This is a genomic window from Pseudophaeobacter sp. EL27 (assembly GCF_900313025.1).
GTDB lineage: Bacteria > Pseudomonadota > Alphaproteobacteria > Rhodobacterales > Rhodobacteraceae > Pseudophaeobacter.
Genome location: NZ_OMPQ01000011.1, coordinates 128,665 through 146,120, shown reverse-complemented (window position 1 = coordinate 146,120; position 17,456 = coordinate 128,665). Strand labels below are relative to the sequence as shown.

Here is a 17,456-nt window from a genome sequence, read left to right as displayed (position 1 = left end):
ATCGCAATGTTACTAAGGAGGCCCAGGATTTCTTGGGCCTCCTTTTTTATGGCCTTAGCGATCTGGCCAAAAGCACCTAAGCTGATCAGACAGATGCAAAATCCAGGTTGTGATGATGAAATATCCCTTTGCCAGTCAACAGGTCGAACAGGCCTATAGCCTGCCGGACACAGTGGCCCGTGACGGCTTGCTGCTGCTGCGAGATATGATCTTTGAAACCGCCGAGGCGCGATCTGAGATTGGAGAGATCGAGGAAACGCTGCGCTGGGGGCAACCTGCCTATCTGACTCCACAGACAAAGGCCGGAACGACACTCCGTTTAGGGGTGCCCAAGTCCGCCAGGTTTGCCCTGTTTGTGCACTGCCAAAGCCGGGTGATCCCCGAGTATCTGGCGGCCTATCCGATGTGGGATCGGGTCGATGGAACCCGAGCGGTGCTGTTTGACCACGCCACAGAGATCGACCCCCTGCGGCATGGCTGGCTTATTGAGCAGGCGCTGACCTATCGGTTGCGGAAAAAGCCCGCGACCCGGTAGCAGCGCCCCCGGGTTAGCGGCGTTTACGCTCGACCTTGCGTTTGACCTTAGCCGCCTTGTGTTTGGATTTGCTGCTTTTGCGTTTTGCGGTGTGACCTGCCGGGCTGCGTCGACGGCCGCCGCCCTTGCCACCACCGCCAAAGCCGCCCTTGGGCAGGCCTTCGTCCTCGATCGACAAAAGCTCCAGCTCCAGTCCTCCGGTGACTGGTGCAGCCTGCGTCAGCCGCACGGTAACCCGCTGCCCGATGGAGATGGTAAATCCGGTATCGGCCCCCATCAAAGTGCCGGCCTCGGCGTCAAAATGGAAGAACTCGCGCCCGATGGTGCGCACAGGCACCAGCCCGTCTGCGCCGGTTTCGTCCATTTTCACAAAGGCGCCAAAACGCGCGATGCCGCTGATCCTACCAGCGAATTCATTGCCAACCCGTTCCGACAGGTAGGAGGCCAGATAGCGGTCTGTGGTGTCACGTTCTGCGATCATCGAGCGGCGCTCGGTCTCGGAGATATGGGTGGCGGTCTCTTCCAGACGGTCAATCTCTGTGGGCTGCAAGCCATCGTCGCCCCAGCCATGGGCCGAGACCAGAGAGCGATGTACGATCAGGTCGGCGTAGCGGCGAATGGGAGAGGTGAAATGCGCGTAGTTGCGCAGGGCCAGGCCAAAGTGACCAAAGTTTTCCGGCGTGTAATAGGCCTGCTGCATGGAGCGCAGGGTTGAAATATTGATCAGCTCGGCATCATCAGTGCCTGCGGCACCATTCAGCAGGGCGTTCAGATGTTTGGTCTGCAAGACCTGACCCTTCGCCAGCGGGAAACCTGCCGCCATGGCGGTTTCGCGCAGGGACTCCAGTTTTTCCGGCGCCGGTTCTTCGTGGACCCGAAAGAGCAGCGGTGACTTTTTCTTGATCAGGGTTTCGGCGGCTGAGACATTTGCGAGGATCATGAATTCCTCGATCAGCTTATGGGCGTCCAACCGGTCACGAAAGGCCACCGAGGTCACTTGTCCACTGTCGCTCAGTATGATTTTGCGTTCGGGTAGATCGAGATCCAGCGGCTCACGTAGCGCGCGCGCTTTTTTCAGCGCTCCGTAGGCGGCATAAAGCGGCTTGATGACCGGCTCGAGAAAGCGCTCAGTGCGCTCGCTCACCTGACCATCCATGGCGTCTTGCACCTCGGCGTAATGCAGCGAGGCCTGCGAGCGCATCAACCCGCGCACAAAGCGGTGCGAGAGCTTGTTGCCTTCGGCATCAACCTGCATCCGCACCGCCAGACAGGGGCGCGGCACGCCTTCGTGCAACGAGCACAGATCACCAGACAGACGGTCGGGCAGCATCGGCACCACGCGATCCGGGAAATAGGAGGAATTGCCGCGTTTGCGGGCCTCGCGATCCAGCTCTGATCCGGTTGTGACATAGGCGGCGACATCAGCAATGGCGACCCAGATGATATGGCCGCCGGGGTTTTTCGGGTCACTATCGGCCTCGGCATAGCAGGCATCATCGTGGTCGCGCGCATCTGCAGGGTCGATGGTGATCAAGGGCATCTCGCGCAGATCTTCGCGGCCCTTCAGCCCCATCGGTTTGGCGGCATCGGCCTCACTCACCACGTCGTTGGGGAAATCATCGGGAATGCCGTGCTGATGAATGGCGATCAGCGACACCGCCTTGGGGGCGGATGGATCGCCCAGGCGGTTGATCACCCGCGCACGCGGCAGACCCATGCGGCCCTTGGGACCGGCCTGTTCGGCCTCGACCAGCTCGCCGTCCTTGGCGCTCTGCATGGCGTCCTCCAGAACGATCCACTCATTGGAAGAGGATTTTTCAATCGGCACAATGCGGCCGCCCTCGGCGCCTTTGCGGAAGATGCCGATGACCCGTTTGGGATTGACGCCAATACGGCGGATGATCCGGGCCTCGTAATGATGATCTGAACCATCGACCTTGCTGAGGCGGGCCAGAATGCGGTCGCCCTGTCCCAGGGCAGGGCCCGCGGGGGTGGTTACCACCAGCACGATGGGCTCGATCCCCTCGCCATGCCACTCCAGCGGCTGTGCATAGAGATCGCCGTTTTCATCCGGTGCCTTGATCAGCAGGACGGTGACAGGCGGCAATTGCTCGGGGTCGCGGTAGGTTTTGTTGCGCTTTTGCAAATGCCCTTCGGCCTCCAGCTCCCTGAGCAGGCGCTTGAGATCAATGCGGTCGGCGCCCTTGATGCCAAAGGCCTTGGCAATGTCGCGTTTCGATGTCTGGGTCGGGTGGGCGCTGATCCAATCGAGGATCTCGGCCTTGGAGGGAATACGGGTCATATCTCCCGCCTAGCACGGCTGAGAAGAGAGGTCATGAGCAAAAGCGCGTTGGGGCCTGCAACCCCGCCTTCGCCAGAGCGTTACCCTTCGGGCAGATCTGCAGCGGTATCCACATCCCGCAGGCGATCTGTCAGGGCAATCCGGTAGCCGGGCAGGCTGCGCAGGGTATCGGCCAGCGCATGTTCACTGGACCAGCGGACGTTTTGAAACAGGCTGCGGGGCAGGCGTTTTGGATGTTTGACCCCCACCAGCCAATAGCCGCCATCCAGTGCCGGGCCAAAGGCCGCGTCGTGATCGCCAAGCGCGGCAAAGGCCCGGGCAATATGGGCGCGGGTTACGCCGGGGATATCAGCCCCAATCAGGCAGGTCGGGCCAGGACCAAAGCTGCGCAGCATTTTTCCCATACGCTGGCCCAGATCGCCCTGTCCCTGCGGGTAGCGGGCAATATCGGCGGGCCAGAACCGCGAGGTGACGGCCAGATCGGGGGAAACGGCAAGCACAATCCGCCAGCGCGGATCCCGAAGGCGGCGGATCAGCCGGGCGCTTTGATGGCGAAACCACCAGGTGGCGGCAATTTTGCCGATGTCACGCCCCAGGCGGGTTTTGACCCGGCCGGGGCGGGGCTCTTTCACCATGATGATGAGGACGGGTCTCACGCCAGCTCCAGCACCATGTCGCGGTGATCAATGCCGGCGTCATCATATGTAGGACCAAGGGCCTGAAAGCCGAGCTTTTCATAAAAGCCAAGCGCCTGGATCTGCGCGCCCAGTTTGACGCGGGTAATGCCGGGGGTTTCGCGGGCAATACTGACAGTGGCGCGGATTATATCAGCGCCCAGCCCGGTGCCACGGGCGGTTGGCAGCACGCAGACTCGACCGACCTTGGCGGTGTCACCTTGAAACAATATGCGCGCAGTCCCAACCGGCGTGTCGCCATCACTGGCCAACAGATGCGTCGCGGTTGCGTCCAGCGCATCCCGCTCTTCTTCAATGGGAACGCCCTGCTCTTGGACAAAAACACTGTGGCGCAGGGCAAGGCAGGCTTCAAAATCCTGGGTAACTTTGATGCTCAGGCTCATGCAAAGTAGTCTTTCAGGATGCGGGCGTAGATGGATTTCAGCTGAGTGATCTGCTCAACTGGCACGCATTCATCCACCTGGTGCATGGTTTTGCCAACCAGACCAAATTCCACGACCGGGCAGTGATGTTTGACAAAACGCGCATCCGAAGTGCCGCCTGTGGTCGACAGCTCTGGCACAATGCCGGTCTCTGCCTCAACTGCGGCGGAGACCAGATCCGACAGGGCACCCGGCGGGGTGATAAAGCTCTCGCCGGAGATCTTGATTTTCATTTCGACCTCAACGCCGAACTCGGCTGTCACCCTGTCGGCCTGCTCTTGCAGCCAGGCGCTGAGGTCCGCGCCCGTGTGACTGTCGTTGAAGCGGATATTCACGGTGGCGCTGCTCTGGGCCGGGATCACGTTGGTGGCGGGGTTGCCGGTGTCGATGGTTACAACAGCCAGGGTTGAGGCGTCAAAATGATCGGTTCCCTGATCCAACTCGTGACTGGCAAGCCGATCCATCAGCCGCGCCATGGCGTTCAGCGGGTTATTGGCGCGGTGCGGATAGGCGGAGTGCCCCTGTTTGCCGGTCACCGTGATCCAGGCGGTCATCGAGCCGCGACGGCCAATCTTGATCATCTCACCCATGCTATTGGGGCAGGTGGGCTCCCCCACCAGGCAGACATCCATCGCCTCGCCAGCTGTATCCATATGGTCGAGCAATGCGGTGGTGCCATCAATGGCGTCGCCTTCTTCGTCACCGGTGATGGTCAGGATCACTGCACCATCTGGGGGGGTATCTTTGACAAAATCAATGGCAGCAGCGGCAAAGGCGGCAACGCCGGATTTCATATCCGTGGCACCCCGGCCATACATCACCCCGTCTTTCACCTCAGCCCCAAAGGGCGGCATGGTCCAGGCGGCCTCATCCCCCAGTGGCACCACATCGGTATGGCCATTGAAGCCAAAGGTGCGGGCATGGCCCTTGTCGCCCCAGCGGGCAAAGAGATTGGCAATACCACCGCGATCGACACGGGTGCAGGCGAACCCGGCCTGGGACAGCAGATCCTCCAAAAGCTGCAGGGCACCGCCTTCTTTGGGTGTAACCGAAGGGCAGCGGATCAGATCTGCGGTCAGGCGAACCGGGTCGATGGGGGACATGGGGATGCTCCTATGCGGCGGCAGGAAGCTGGCGCCAAAAATGAGGTTTTGTTTGATTTAGCGCGCTTTGTGAGCCCGTGCAAACCACGGCAGATCACGATGAGAAAAGTCGTGCATAGCTGACCCTGCCTGGTGCGGCCCTTGTGGCGCAAAAGCTGCGATTGGCGGGTGGGGAAACTTCCGGGATGACTCTGCGCCAAAACCCATGTTAAGAAATAGTTAATAAATAAGACCAGAGGCAGGTCACCAGAGCGCAAAACACCACAAAGTGGGTTTGCTAAAACAACAAGGGCCGGGAAAGGTCCAGGCAACACAGCGGGAAACCACTGTGGCGCGACAGGTGATGTGTCTCTCCAATTGAGGATTGGGCGAGGCAAATGGCGACAGCAGCAGAGCTGGGATATGATACCGGTGCGAGTGCCACGGAGATGGCCGAAGAGATTTTTGGCGATGGTGTTACCGTTGTCAGCGCCGATTACACAGGGGATAGCCGATCCTCGGCAATCTACTCGAACGGGGATGCTTTGGCACCGGGTGCCACACCCGGCGACACGGGTGTTATTCTGTCAACGGGGCGGGCCAACAGCTTTACCAACTCCTGGGGAGATCCGAACCGGGCGACCAATACGTCGCGCAATACCAGCGGCGAAAACAACAATTCCGAATTCAACGCCGTGGCGGGTGCTAGAACCTATGACGCCTCCTATCTGGAAGTAAGTTTTGTTCCGGATAATTCGGTCCTGACCATGGAGTTTGTGTTCTCCTCTGAGGAATTCCCGGAATATCAGGATTCGATCTATCAGGATGTGGTGGCAGTCTGGGTCAATGGCTCGGTTGTCGAGATGGATGTCAGCGGCGGGACTGCCAATCCGGGCAATATCAGTGCCTCCATCAATGAGAACCTTTATGCCGACAATACCGGTGACGACTACAACACCGAGATGGATGGGTTCACCGTCACCATGACGCTGACCATGCATGTCAATCCCGGTGAGGTGAATGACATTCGCATCGGCATCGCGGATGTCGGCGACAGCAGCTACGACAGTAACCTGTTGATCGCGGGCGACTCGGTGCAGACTGAATTTGTTGCCATAACGGATGAAGCCCATGTCGCGGCGGATGGCAGCAAGGTTGTTGATGTGCTGGCCAATGATGTCGACAACACGGGCGGGGTTTTGACGGTCACCCATGTCAACGGAGTGCCGGTGAGCGCGGGATCCATTGTGACGCTCTCCACCGGGCAGCAGGTTGAGGTGAACGGCGATGGCACCCTGACCCTGCATGGTGACGGTGATATCGAGGATTTCAATTTCACCTATACCGCCAGCAATGGGACCAACAGCGATACCGGCTTTGTGAATGCCAGCTCGATCCCCTGTTTTGTGGCTGGCACCCTAATCCGCACCCCCGATGGGGAAGTGCCGGTTGAGACCCTGCAGCCTGGTGACCTGGTGACAACGCGGGACCATGGGGCGCAGCCGCTGCGTTGGATTGGCTCTCGCTGTGTCGCGGCCGAGGGCGATTTTGCGCCGATTCTGATCCGCGAGGGCAGCTTTGGCTCGCATCGTGATCTGATGGTTTCGCCGCAACACCGAGTGTTGCTGCGTGACGCCTATGCAGAGCTGCTCTTTGGCGAGGGGGAGGTTCTGGTGGCGGCAAAGGATCTGCTGAACGGCGGTACCATCTCCCGCCAGTTTGGGGGGGAGGTCACCTATGTGCATCTGTTGTTTGACCAGCATCAGGTGATCTATTCCGAAGGATTGGCCACCGAGAGCTTTTTGCCGGGTCCACAGACCAGTGAGCTGTTTGAGCAGCCCGTCCTGCAAGAGATCTACGCCTTGTTTCCCGAGCTCGACCCGGAAACCGGTCTTGGCTATGGCGATTCTGCCCGGCCCGGATTGAAGGGGTATGAGGGTAAATTGCTTGCGGCAGTGCAGGCTGCCTGACGCCATGAGCTGGCTGGGTATCACTGATCTGGAGCAGGGGCGTTCGGACCTGTCCGGGCTGCGACAGGCCCAGCGGGCTGAGGGCGGCGGCGATGCTCTGATGTTGCGTGGGACTCTGGTGATTGAGATGTCGATCCCGGACAGCCGCAGGCCAGAACCCCTGTTGCAGTTTACCCAGGGGGGCGACTGGCCGATTGACCTGCAGCTTCAGGCGGTGCCAGGGGGCGGAGTGAGTCTGGTCTTGCAACACTCCGGCAGCCTCTCTCATGCGGTGCTCAACCCCAGCGGATCAGGACGTACGGGGCAGGTCAGGCTGACCTATGCCTGGGACAGCCTTGCCGGCTATGCCCGTCTGGCGCTGGAACGCGCCGACAGTGATAGGGTGCAGATCGCCCTGATGCCGCCGCCGCGCCCCTGGCGCTATCAGGATCTCAAAACCCTGGTTTCCCCCGGACCGCTGCGGTTCACCTCGACGGCTTTGACCTATCTGGCAGTATCAGACGCGCTGGAACCCGTTGGGCCGATGCCGGGGCTTGATCCGGAAACGCAGGTGGCAACACCCCATGGGTATCGCCCGGTCGAAACCCTAAAGCGCGGTGATCTGGTGCTCAGCGAGGCCGGCGACAGCCTGCCCGTTTTGCACGTCTTGCACCGAGAGGTGCCAGCCTTGGGAATTTTCCGGCCGGTGGCTTTGCGGGCGCCGTTTTCTGGATTGCAGCAGCCCATTCAGGTCTCGGCCTCGCAGCGTGTGGTGCTGAGCGGCAGCGAAGTGGAATACCTGTTTGGGCGACCCGCGGTTTTGGTCCCTGCCCGCCATCTGTTGGGGACATCGGTGGCGACACCGGGGCAGGCCCGAGGGATGACCACGCGGTACACGCAGTTGGTTTTGCCGGACCACGCGCCATTGCTGGCGGCAGGTGCCGTTCTGGAAAGCCTGTACCTGGGAAGCCTGCGACGCGATGCAATGCGGCTCAAGGCCAGTCAACTGGCGAGTGTTGATCGCGCCACCCTGCCAGAACACGGACCGCCCAGATATCCGGTTCTGGGAGCATTTGACGCGGCAGTTCTGGCAGAACGACGCGTGGCCTGAGGGGTTCAAGCTTGCCTGAACGTGGTGAACCACCTAAGACATATTCAGAAATGATGTATCCGGTCCTGAGGTATTGATTTGCGCATTCTTCGTTTCATCACCCCGTTTCTATTCCTGCTTTGGGGAAATGCGCTGACGGCGCAGGTGGTTGACGTCAATACGGTGACCCGTCCTCCCTTTTCAATGATTGAAAACGGGCGGGAAACGGGGTTCTCTATTGAGCTGCTGCGTGAGATTGCCAATCGTTTGGACTGGGACCTTGTCATTCATCGCAAGGATACCTTTGCGGAGATGCTGACCGGTGTCCGTGAGGCCGAGGTGGACCTGGCCGCGGCCAATATCTCGATCACCGCAGCCCGCGAAGCCGAGATGGACTTTAGCCAACCGGTTTTTGAGAGCGGGTTGCAGATCCTGGTCCATGTGGATGATGTAAGCGAACCCTCCCTGATGCATGCCTTGATGTCTTGGGATCTGGCCCTGGCCATTGGCCTCGCCTTTCTGCTGCTCATGGTGGGCGGCATGTTCATGTGGGCCCTGGAACGTCGGGCCCAGCCCTATTTTGACCGCCCCCTCAAAGAAGCCTGGTTCCCCTCTTTCTGGTGGGCGCTCAACCTGGTTGTAAATGGCGGCTTTGAAGAGCGGGTGCCCCGCACCGCCATCGGGCGGGTGTTTGGCGTGTTGCTGGTGCTGTCCTCCCTGTTCATCGTGTCGATCTTTGTTGCCAAGATCACCGCCGTGATGACGGTTGAGGCGATCACTGGATCGGTGTCGTCTGTGAATGATCTTTATGGCAAACGCACTGGCACCATCGAGGGTTCAACAGCAGCAAACTTCTTGCAGCGCCGTGACATTGATTACCAGGGCTATCAAAACCTGGATGAATTGCTGGCAGCCTTTGAGGCCGGGAGTATTCGCGTTGTGGTTTTTGATGCGCCGGTGCTGAACTATTATGTGCAGCATGGCGGCAGCGAGCATGGGCGCACCATCGGGTCAGTTTTCCTGCGCGAATACTACGGTTTTATCTTTCCAGAGGGCTCTGCGCTGACCGAGCAGGTCAACCGCAGCCTGTTGGAAATGCAGGAAGATGGCAGCTATGAAGCGCTGTATCATAGCTGGTTTGGCCGCTTGAACTAACTGCATGACCCGAGCTGAGGCCTGATTTTGGCCTGACCGGTCTGCATGTCGCTAGTGAAAGGTCGGCTCCTGGCCTTCAAAGAAGGGGGTCATCTGAGCGACGATCACGGAGTTTTCTTCCAGTGCACGTTGCATCAGTTCGAGTTCTTCTTCGCCAATCTCGTGGCCTTCTTCCTGACGCTCAGCAAGCGTGCCGTAGCCAGTGACATCCAGCGGCGCGGTGTCGGCCTGTTTCAGGATGGCAACGGTTTCGCGCACGGCCTCTGCCTCGTCCACGCCAGAGGCATAGATCATCAAGGCAGCCCCGGTTGCCCCCTTGGGCAAACCATCGCCTTCTTTGCGACCGATCTGAACCAGGAGCGTATAGACCTGTTGGCGGGATATCTTCTTTTTTTCCATATCGCCGCCATAGCCCTGACGGCCCCTTGGGGTCAATCGAATTCAGATTGGCGGGCTTCAGGACGCACAACCGCAGGCATTCATCTCACAGTAAGGCCCTGGCGGTTAGATAGGGGAAACGATTCCCCTGCCGCCCCCATGGGCGCGTCCAACAGGGGAGGACTGCTGACCTAAGAGGGTTTTGATATGCCTACCGCCTCGGAGCTGCCCATTGATACCTCTGCAACGGCCATGGACATGGCCGAGGCCATGTTTGGCAATGGAATTTCCATTCAAAGCGCAGATTACATCGGGGCGGCGGCTTCGTCGGGTATCTATTCTGATGGGGACACTACTGCACCGGGTGTGACACCTTCTGATACAGGCGTCATCCTGTCGACGGGCCGGGCGGAGAGCATCACCAATAGCAGTGGAGATGCAAATACCTCCGCTAGCACCAGCACCAATATGGGGACCGCTGGCAACAGTGACCTGAGCGCCATCGCAGGTGGTTCGACCTTTGATGCGGCCATTTTTGAGGCGGAGTTCATCCCGGATGGCTCCACCCTCACCATGCAGTTCACCTTCTCCTCCGAGGAGTATCTGGAATACGTCAATTCGGGTTTCAACGATGCCATTGGTGTTTGGGTCAACGGTGAAAAGGCCGAGCTGACGATCGGCAATGGCGATGTTTCCATCGACAATTTCAACACCGGTTCGAACGAAGATCTCTATGTGAACAACCCCCGGGGCGACGATCTTTACAACACCGAGATGGATGGGTTTACCGTTACATTGACCCTGAAGGCCCCCGTCAACCCGGGTGAAGTGAATACGATCATGATCGGTATCGCTGACGCCGGCGATGCGGCTTACGACTCCAATCTGTTGATCGCAGGCGATTCCATCCAGACTGCTCTCATTGCGCAGGATGACGATGTGACTGTCCAAGAGGGCGGCTCCACCACGCTGGATGTCCTGGATAATGATATCCATGAGACCGGCGCCAGCCTGACAATCACCGAAATCAACGGTCAGCCAGTTGTGGCGGGCTCCAGTGTCACCCTGGCGGGGGGTGAAGTGATCACCCTGAATGCTGATGGCACCATGTCGATTGAGGCCCAGGATGATGTGGATGTGGATGAAGAGACAACCTTCACCTACACTGTTGAGGATGATCTGGGGAACACTGACACTGGCGTTGTTGAAGTCACCACGACCCCCTGTTTTGTCGCCGGAACTTTGATTGATACGCCTACTGGTCCCATTGTGATCGAAGACCTGGAGCCGGGCGATCTGGTGCTGACACGCGACAATGGGGCCCAGCCCCTGCGCTGGATCGGCCGCTCGCGGCGCCGGGCCGAGGCAGCGGATGCACCGGTGTGTTTTGCAGCTGGTGCCCTGGGCGACCACGGCGCGCTCGAACTCTCCCCCAGCCACCGGGTTCTGCTGCAGGATCAATGGGCAGAGGTGCTCTTTGGTACTTCCGAGGTGCTGGTCAAGGCAGCCAATCTGGTCAATGGCCATAGCATCACCCGGCGGGTGGATGCCGCGCCTGTCACCTATGTGCATCTGCTGTTTGACTGTCATGAAATCATCTGCGGCAATGGGCTGGAAAGCGAGAGCTATCATCCCGGTGTGGAAACGCTGGAGAGCTTTGATGGCGAAACACGTGCCGAGGTGCTCGAACTCATGGGCGGCGATCCGGAGGCCTATGGGGCCAGTGCGCGATTGTCGCTGAAGCCTTTTGAGGCCCGTGCCCTGCTCAGCGAATCCTCGTTGACGGCTTAAAGGAAGCGACATCCTGCTTGCAGCTGGTGATGATTGACCGCAAACCTATGTCTGTTTTGTTCAGATCTAGGATATCCTATGCGGTTCTCGATTTCCCAAATCTCGCCTCAAGCGTGGAAAAATGGCGGTGGCTCAACACGAGAGCTGGCGCGGGCGGATGCTAGCAATGGGTCTGAGGGACAGATGATCTGGCGGACTAGTCTGGCCCAGATTGACCAGGACGGGGCCTTCTCCGCCTTTCCGGGTCTGGCGCGTATTCACTGCATCATTTCAGGGGCGGGGTTGCAGCTCACCAATGCGGAAATTCAGTTTACTGCGCACCCCCTGAAGCCGCTGTATTTTGACGGTGGTTTGGACCTCACGTCGCAGCTGCAGGATGGCCCCTGCGAAGCCTTTAACCTGATCTATGACCCAAACCATGTGCGCGCCGAGATGCAGATTTGTGAAGCGGGCACCCATAGGCTTGGCGACGGGGCGCACTTGGCTTTTGCCCTCACTGGCAAACTGCGGCTGGACCTGCCAGAGGGGGAAATCTGCCTTGGCCAGGGCGAAGGCTGGCACGGCGACACCTCTGGTTTGGTTGAAATTGCGCAGGGGAGCCGGGCGGTTCTGGTGGGGCTGGAACTGATCTAGTGCCAAAAGAAAATGCGCGCCCCCTTGGGGTCAAGGAGACGCGCAGCAGTCATAACAAAAGTAGCGAGATCAGTCGCGCAGCAGCTCGTTGATGCCGGTCTTGGAGCGGGTCTTTGCATCGACGCGCTTGACGATCACGGCACAATACAGGCTGACGCCGTTCTTCGATGGCATCGAGCCGGAGACCACGACGGAGTAGGGCGGTACTTCACCATACATGACTTCGCCGGTCTCACGGTCGACGATCTTGGTGGATTGGCCGATATAGACGCCCATGCCCAGCACCGAGCCTTCGCGCACGATGCAGCCTTCGACCACTTCGGAACGGGCCCCGATAAAGCAGTTATCCTCGATGATGGTAGGGCCGGCCTGCATGGGCTCCAGCACGCCGCCAATGCCGACGCCGCCGGACAGGTGTACGTTCTTGCCGATCTGCGCACAGGAGCCAACGGTGGCCCAGGTGTCAACCATGGTGCCTTCGTCCACATAGGCGCCCAGGTTCACAAAAGAGGGCATCAAGACCACGCCGGGGGCGATATAGGCGCTTTTGCGCACGATGCAGTTGGGAACGGCACGGAACCCGGCCTCTTTCCACTCGGTTTCGCCCCAACCCATGAACTTGCTGTCGACCTTGTCCCACCAGCTGGAGCCCTGTGGCCCACCGGACTGCATTTCCATGTCCTTGATACGGAAGCCCAGAAGCACAGCTTTCTTGGCCCACTGGTTGACATGCCAGTCGCCGCTCTCCTGTTTTTCGGCAACCCGTAGGGCGCCGCTGTCCAGCGCGTGCAATGTGGCCTCGATGGCCTCGCGCTGCTCGCCTGTGGTGGCGGGGGTGATGGTGTCACGGGCCTCCCAGGCGGCCTCGATCGCGGTTTCCAGCTGTGCGTTGGACATGGGGGTACTCCGGCGTGATTGACGTGCGTAAAGGATTCGCAGCTTTCTAGCGGCAATCTGCCCGCAGGTCATGCCCGGATTGCGGCCAAAATGACGTCGCGCCCGGCGTTTTGACGTCTTTAGCCCACCCGGCGCAGATGGCGGCGCAGGATTTCGCAGGCGGCGGCGGCATCCTGGCGCTGCATCGCCTGCAAAATGGCGGCGTGATCCTGATCGGTGCGGGGGCGCCACTGGTGCTGCCAATTGGCAAAAAGATGCCGCGCCGAGGCGATATGCAGATCGTCAATCGCGGCCAGCAGCCGCGGCATCTGACAGGGGGCCAGAATGACCCGGTGAAAGGCGCGGTTGCAGCGCTCCCAGGTGGCCATGTCCGTCGCCTCATCGCAGGCGACACGGGCCGCTTCTGCTGCAATCAGATCTGCCCGCGTGATACGGGCAAAACCATGGGTGAGCGCCAGGATCTCCAATGCCACCCGCATTTCGATCACTTCGCGGATTTCGCCGGGGTTCAGCGCACTGACGCGGGTGCCGCGCCGGGGTTCGGAAATCGCCAGCCCATGGGCCTCAAGCCGCAACAGCGCCTCACGCACCGGCACATGGCTGGTGTCAAACTCACGCGCAATATGGTCCTGGCGCAGCTTTTCACCCGCTTGCAGCGCGCCTGTTACGATTTGCTCGCTCAGGGCCTGATAGATTGTATCTGCAATTGTTGCGTTCATGACAGGTCGATAGGGCGGGGGCGATCTTGGCGCAAGTCTCAGGCCAGCGGATCCGGGGCGATATTGCCACCACAAAGCAACACGGCCACTTTTTCACCCGGTTCAGGGCGATATGCGCCCGATGTAAGGGCGGCCAGCGCCGTGGCACCTGCGGGTTCCACCAGCAAGCGGCGTTCGCGCCACAGGGCGGTTTGCGCGGCGGTAATGGCCTCATCGCTGACAGTGAGCGAGGTCAGTTGCCCGGCCTGGCGTTGCTGCTGTGCCAGATCAAAGCAGATGGACCCGATCCGGCGCGCGCCCAGGGCATTTGCGGCCACGCCGGAGACTTCGACATCCACCGGTGCACCTGCGGCAAGGGCGGCGTGCAGCGCACAGGAGGTTTCGGGCTCCACCGCGATGATCTTTTTGGTGCCCTGAAACCAGGCCATGGCCCCGGCAATCAAGCCGCCACCGCCCACAGCAATGATCACGGTATCAGCCGCAAGCCCCTGGGCTTGCCATTCGGCAAAACAGCTGCCCTGACCTGCGACGGTGCTGAGGGCATCATAGGCATGCACCTGCCCGGCACTGGTCTCGGCCTCATAGGCCTGGGCCTGTTCCATGGCATTGGCATAGGCGCCGGGGACCACCTGAAGATCGGCACCGGTGTTTTTGATCAGGGCAATCTTGGCGGGGCCTGCCATTTCGGGCACATAGATCCGCGCCTTGTGGCCCAGTTGATGGGCGGCATAGCCAACGGCAGCCCCATGGTTGCCACCGGAAGCGGCCACCAGTCCGGCGCTGGGCACCTCCTGGCTCAGCAGGGTGTTGAAGGCACCGCGCGCCTTGAAACTGCCGGTGTGCTGCATCTGCTCCAGCTTCATTTCAATTGGATAGTCGAGACCAAAGCCACCTGTCTTCATAACGGGCGTGATCTGAATATGATCTGCAATGCGCGCCGCAGCAGCCTTGATTTCGGTGGTCCAGTCCATGCGCAGTCTCTCCCGGTTGCGAGGGCCAGACCTTAGCAATTGTTTAGGGCGATACAAGTCTTTGCGACTGACCGTCAATTCTGTTCAAACTGCGCACAGCAGGGCTGGTGCCTTTCAGCAGATGAGGGTTAAGCTGGGTGTCTGATTTTTCAAATAGGATTGCCTGATACGCCATGAGTGATGATCGCCACAGCCGCTTCCCGGACGCCCATTCCGACCGGAACCGCGCCGAGCACGTGCAACAGACACCACAATCGGCCTCGCCGGCCTATCGTCTGGCCTTTGCGGATGAGGATTTCCTGTGCCGCGAGGAGCTGCGTCCGGTTCGCCTGCAGTTGGAGCTGCTGAAGGCGCAGTTGATGCTGGATGAACAGGGCATTGATAGCACCGTCGTCATGTTTGGCGGCGCCCGCATTCCCAGCCCCGCCAACAAGGAGAGCGCCCGGACCCAGACGCTGGCGGATCTATCGCATTTCTACGATGAGGCCCGCACATTTGCCCGGATGATGACCGAGAGCTCGATGAAAACTGGCGGGCGCAAGAATGTGATCGTCACTGGTGGTGGCCCCGGCGTGATGGAAGCGGGCAATCGTGGCGCGCTGGATGCAGGGGGCAAATCCGTTGGTCTCTCCATCGTGTTGCCACATGAGCAGGCGCCAAATGGCTATGTCACGCCCGAGCTGAGCTTCAACTTCCACTACTTTGCCATCCGCAAGATGCATTTCCTGATGCGGGCTTCGGCGATCACTGTGTTTCCGGGGGGCTTTGGCACCTTGGATGAGCTGTTCGAGAGCCTCACCCTGATTCAAACGGGTCGCATGGAGCGGGTGCCCTTTATCCTGTTTGGCCGTGCGTTTTGGGAGAAGATCATCAATTGGGAGGCACTGGCGGATGCCGGTACGATCTCGGATCAGGATCTCGAGCTGTTCAAGTTTGTTGAAACCGCCGAAGAGGCCGCCGAGATCATCAACAACTGGTCGCCTGAGCCGGCCCGCGACAGCCTGCCGGGTCGCGAACGTTAAGAGGTCGATTTCAAGGGCGCCAAGCCCAAACAGGTGGGAGCTGTCTTTGGCTCTTCGCCCTTGAAATCAAAAGTCTGGGCATGGGGTGTGGGGCGCCATGCCTGGGGTGGGAATTGGGATTGGAAAATGGATTGCTGGAATGGTGGTCCTTTTAAGAGGCTATGTTGGCAGGGAAAACCTGATCAGGCGAATTCTGCTGGCAAAACGCCAATCTCGATTCCCCTGGGCAGGCTTGTCACGATCTGAGCGCCATCGACGTTCTTGATGGCATAGCCATAGCCGCGCAGACGGAACTGCCATTCGCGGGGGCTCAGGGCTTTTTCACGCTCTTCGCGGATCAGGTCCAGAACATAGGGCTCCAGGTTGCTGTTGGCGGGTTCGGGGGTATGTGTTGCCAGGGTCATGCTCGTTCCTCACAGATTCTTTTTGATTGTCTATGAAATAGAAACTGTTGGTTGCCTGTGGCCGGATTATATCCGGTTTAAGGAAAGATTGTGGCGGCTCAATTCCTGTCGCCAAAGCGCCACATAAAAAGGCCCCGGGGGTCATCTGATCCCTGAAGCCTAACTGTCATTCTGTAGGGGATTGCGGCAAGGCTCAGGGCTTTACACCTGCTTCAGCCTCGATCTGCCTGCGGCTTTTGCGAGCGCGTTCTGTTGCGGATTTCAGCTGGCCACAGGCCGCCATGATGTCTTCGCCGCGCGGTTTGCGAATGGGCGAAGCATAGCCGGCCGCATGGATGATGTCGGAGAAGGCGTGAATACGGTTGCCAGACGAGCGTTTGTAAGCCGATCCGGGCCACTCATTAAAGGGAATGAGGTTGATCTTGGCAGGAATGCCTTCGATCAGCTTGACCAGACGATGCGCGTCTTCCTTGCTGTCATTCACATGATCCAGCATCACATATTCAAAGGTGATGCGCTCGGAATTTGCCAGGCGAGGATAGGCGCGCAATGCCTCCAGCAGGGTTTCGATGTTCCAGCGTTTGTTGATTGGCACCAGCTTGTCGCGCACCTCATCGGTGGTGGCGTGGAAGGAGACCGCCAGCAGGCAGCCGATTTCTTCTGCGGTGCGGGCGATTTCCGGCACCACACCCGAAGTCGACAGGGTGATACGGCGGCGGCTGAGCTGGATACCTTCGGGATCCATGGCGATCTTCATCGCGTCACGCACGTTGTCGAAATTATAGAGCGGCTCGCCCATGCCCATCAGCACGATGTTGGACAGCAGACGTGCCTCATCGGTGTTGCGGGTGCCGGGGACGGGCCATTCATCCAGATCATCGCGGGCCATCATCACCTGACCGATGATCTCGGCGGCCGTCAGGTTGCGCACCAGTTTCTGGGTGCCGGTGTGGCAGAAGGAGCAGGTGAGGGTGCAGCCCACCTGGCTGGAGATGCAAAGCGTGCCGCGATCGGTTTCGGGGATATAGACCACCTCAACCTCGTGACCACCAGCGATGCGCACCAGATATTTACGGGTGCCATCCTCGGAAACCTGTTTGCTCACCACCTCGGGGATGGCGATCTCAAAACTCTCTTCCAGCTGCGCGCGCAGCGATTTGGAGAGATTGGTCATCTCAGCAAAGTCGCGTTTGCCCCACTGATAGATCCATTGCCAGATCTGACCGACCCGCATCTTGGCCTGCTTTTCCGGCACGCCACAGTCAATCAGGGCTTGGCGCATTTTATCGCGGGTCATGCCGACAAGATTGGTCTTGCCCGCCGCGCTCTCCTTGCGGGGAACTGTCAGGATATCCGGGGTGATTGGCGGATTGGCGGTCATGGCTGATCGACTCGACTATTGGAGGCTGGA

General features: G+C 59.6%; 17 protein-coding genes. 7 read left to right on the top strand and 10 right to left on the bottom strand.

Translation table 11 applies throughout. The features are described from left to right. Window positions 1-115 precede the first annotated feature (115 nt). Complete coding sequence (locus ED661_RS13085; protein WP_122074650.1) at window positions 116-535, top strand: DUF1801 domain-containing protein; 420 nt, start codon at window positions 116-118, stop codon at window positions 533-535. Between the two features lie 13 nt (window positions 536-548). Here ED661_RS13085 and rnr read toward each other — a convergent pair whose 3' ends face one another. The 4 genes from rnr to dapE form a co-directional block, all read right to left on the bottom strand. After that, on the bottom strand, window positions 549-2,837 hold the full coding sequence (gene rnr / locus ED661_RS13080; protein ID WP_122074368.1) for a ribonuclease R: 2,289 nt from the start codon (window positions 2,835-2,837) through the stop codon (window positions 549-551). An 80-nt stretch (window positions 2,838-2,917) separates the two neighbouring features. After that, a complete protein-coding gene (locus ED661_RS13075) occupies window positions 2,918-3,493 on the bottom strand; it encodes a TIGR04282 family arsenosugar biosynthesis glycosyltransferase (protein ID WP_122074367.1) in 576 nt (191 codons plus the stop codon). Then, a complete protein-coding gene (locus tag ED661_RS13070) occupies window positions 3,490-3,915 on the bottom strand; it encodes a GNAT family N-acetyltransferase (protein WP_122074366.1) in 426 nt (141 codons plus the stop codon). The genes ED661_RS13075 and ED661_RS13070 overlap by 4 nt, the downstream gene beginning before the upstream one ends. Beyond that, window positions 3,912-5,057: a succinyl-diaminopimelate desuccinylase gene (gene dapE / locus ED661_RS13065; protein WP_122074365.1), complete on the bottom strand. Its 1,146-nt coding sequence runs from the start codon at window positions 5,055-5,057 to the stop codon at window positions 3,912-3,914. Before dapE ends, ED661_RS13070 begins: the two co-directional genes overlap by 4 nt. A gap of 377 nt (window positions 5,058-5,434) precedes the next feature. On the opposite strand from dapE, the gene ED661_RS13060 reads away from it, so the two are divergent. From ED661_RS13060 to ED661_RS13050, 3 genes are all read left to right on the top strand, one after another. Continuing rightward, window positions 5,435-7,006 (top strand): Hint domain-containing protein, encoded by a 1,572-nt coding sequence (locus ED661_RS13060; RefSeq protein ID WP_122074364.1) that lies wholly within the window; start codon window positions 5,435-5,437, stop codon window positions 7,004-7,006. 4 nt (window positions 7,007-7,010) lie between these two features. Continuing rightward, a complete protein-coding gene (locus ED661_RS13055) occupies window positions 7,011-8,096 on the top strand; it encodes a Hint domain-containing protein (protein ID WP_122074363.1) in 1,086 nt (361 codons plus the stop codon). A 78-nt stretch (window positions 8,097-8,174) separates the two neighbouring features. Next, a complete protein-coding gene (locus ED661_RS13050; protein WP_371412444.1) occupies window positions 8,175-9,230 on the top strand; it encodes a transporter substrate-binding domain-containing protein in 1,056 nt (351 codons plus the stop codon). A gap of 51 nt (window positions 9,231-9,281) precedes the next feature. On the opposite strand, the gene ED661_RS13045 is transcribed toward ED661_RS13050, so the two are convergent. Next, window positions 9,282-9,629 carry a hypothetical protein gene (locus ED661_RS13045; protein ID WP_122074362.1) on the bottom strand — a complete coding sequence of 116 codons (348 nt, stop codon included), beginning with the start codon at window positions 9,627-9,629 and terminating at the stop codon, window positions 9,282-9,284. Window positions 9,630-9,815: 186 nt separating this feature from the next. On the opposite strand from ED661_RS13045, the gene ED661_RS13040 reads away from it, so the two are divergent. Both ED661_RS13040 and ED661_RS13035 read left to right on the top strand, forming a co-directional pair. Further along, entirely contained in the window at window positions 9,816-11,399 is a 1,584-nt protein-coding gene (locus ED661_RS13040; protein WP_122074361.1) for a choice-of-anchor L domain-containing protein, read from the top strand. A 78-nt stretch (window positions 11,400-11,477) separates the two neighbouring features. Then, window positions 11,478-12,032, top strand: coding sequence for a HutD family protein (locus tag ED661_RS13035; RefSeq protein ID WP_122074360.1), 555 nt, complete (start codon window positions 11,478-11,480; stop codon window positions 12,030-12,032). 69 nt (window positions 12,033-12,101) lie between these two features. Here ED661_RS13035 and dapD read toward each other — a convergent pair whose 3' ends face one another. The 3 genes from dapD to ED661_RS13020 all read right to left on the bottom strand — a co-directional run bounded on the left by dapD (window position 12,102) and on the right by ED661_RS13020 (window position 14,619). Then, window positions 12,102-12,929 carry a 2,3,4,5-tetrahydropyridine-2,6-dicarboxylate N-succinyltransferase gene (gene dapD / locus ED661_RS13030; RefSeq protein WP_122074359.1) on the bottom strand — a complete coding sequence of 276 codons (828 nt, stop codon included), beginning with the start codon at window positions 12,927-12,929 and terminating at the stop codon, window positions 12,102-12,104. Window positions 12,930-13,048: 119 nt separating this feature from the next. Continuing rightward, window positions 13,049-13,648 (bottom strand): GntR family transcriptional regulator, encoded by a 600-nt coding sequence (locus ED661_RS13025; protein WP_122074358.1) that lies wholly within the window; start codon window positions 13,646-13,648, stop codon window positions 13,049-13,051. Window positions 13,649-13,686: 38 nt separating this feature from the next. Next, window positions 13,687-14,619 carry a threonine/serine dehydratase gene (locus ED661_RS13020; protein ID WP_122074357.1) on the bottom strand — a complete coding sequence of 311 codons (933 nt, stop codon included), beginning with the start codon at window positions 14,617-14,619 and terminating at the stop codon, window positions 13,687-13,689. Window positions 14,620-14,792: 173 nt separating this feature from the next. On the opposite strand from ED661_RS13020, the gene ED661_RS13015 reads away from it, so the two are divergent. Continuing rightward, complete coding sequence (locus ED661_RS13015; protein ID WP_122074356.1) at window positions 14,793-15,641, top strand: TIGR00730 family Rossman fold protein; 849 nt, start codon at window positions 14,793-14,795, stop codon at window positions 15,639-15,641. Window positions 15,642-15,823: 182 nt separating this feature from the next. On the opposite strand, the gene ED661_RS13010 is transcribed toward ED661_RS13015, so the two are convergent. Continuing rightward, on the bottom strand, window positions 15,824-16,045 hold the full coding sequence (locus tag ED661_RS13010; protein WP_122074355.1) for a hypothetical protein: 222 nt from the start codon (window positions 16,043-16,045) through the stop codon (window positions 15,824-15,826). A gap of 193 nt (window positions 16,046-16,238) precedes the next feature. Then, window positions 16,239-17,426: a 23S rRNA (adenine(2503)-C(2))-methyltransferase RlmN gene (gene rlmN, locus ED661_RS13005; protein WP_122074354.1), complete on the bottom strand. Its 1,188-nt coding sequence runs from the start codon at window positions 17,424-17,426 to the stop codon at window positions 16,239-16,241. Window positions 17,427-17,456 lie beyond the last annotated feature (30 nt).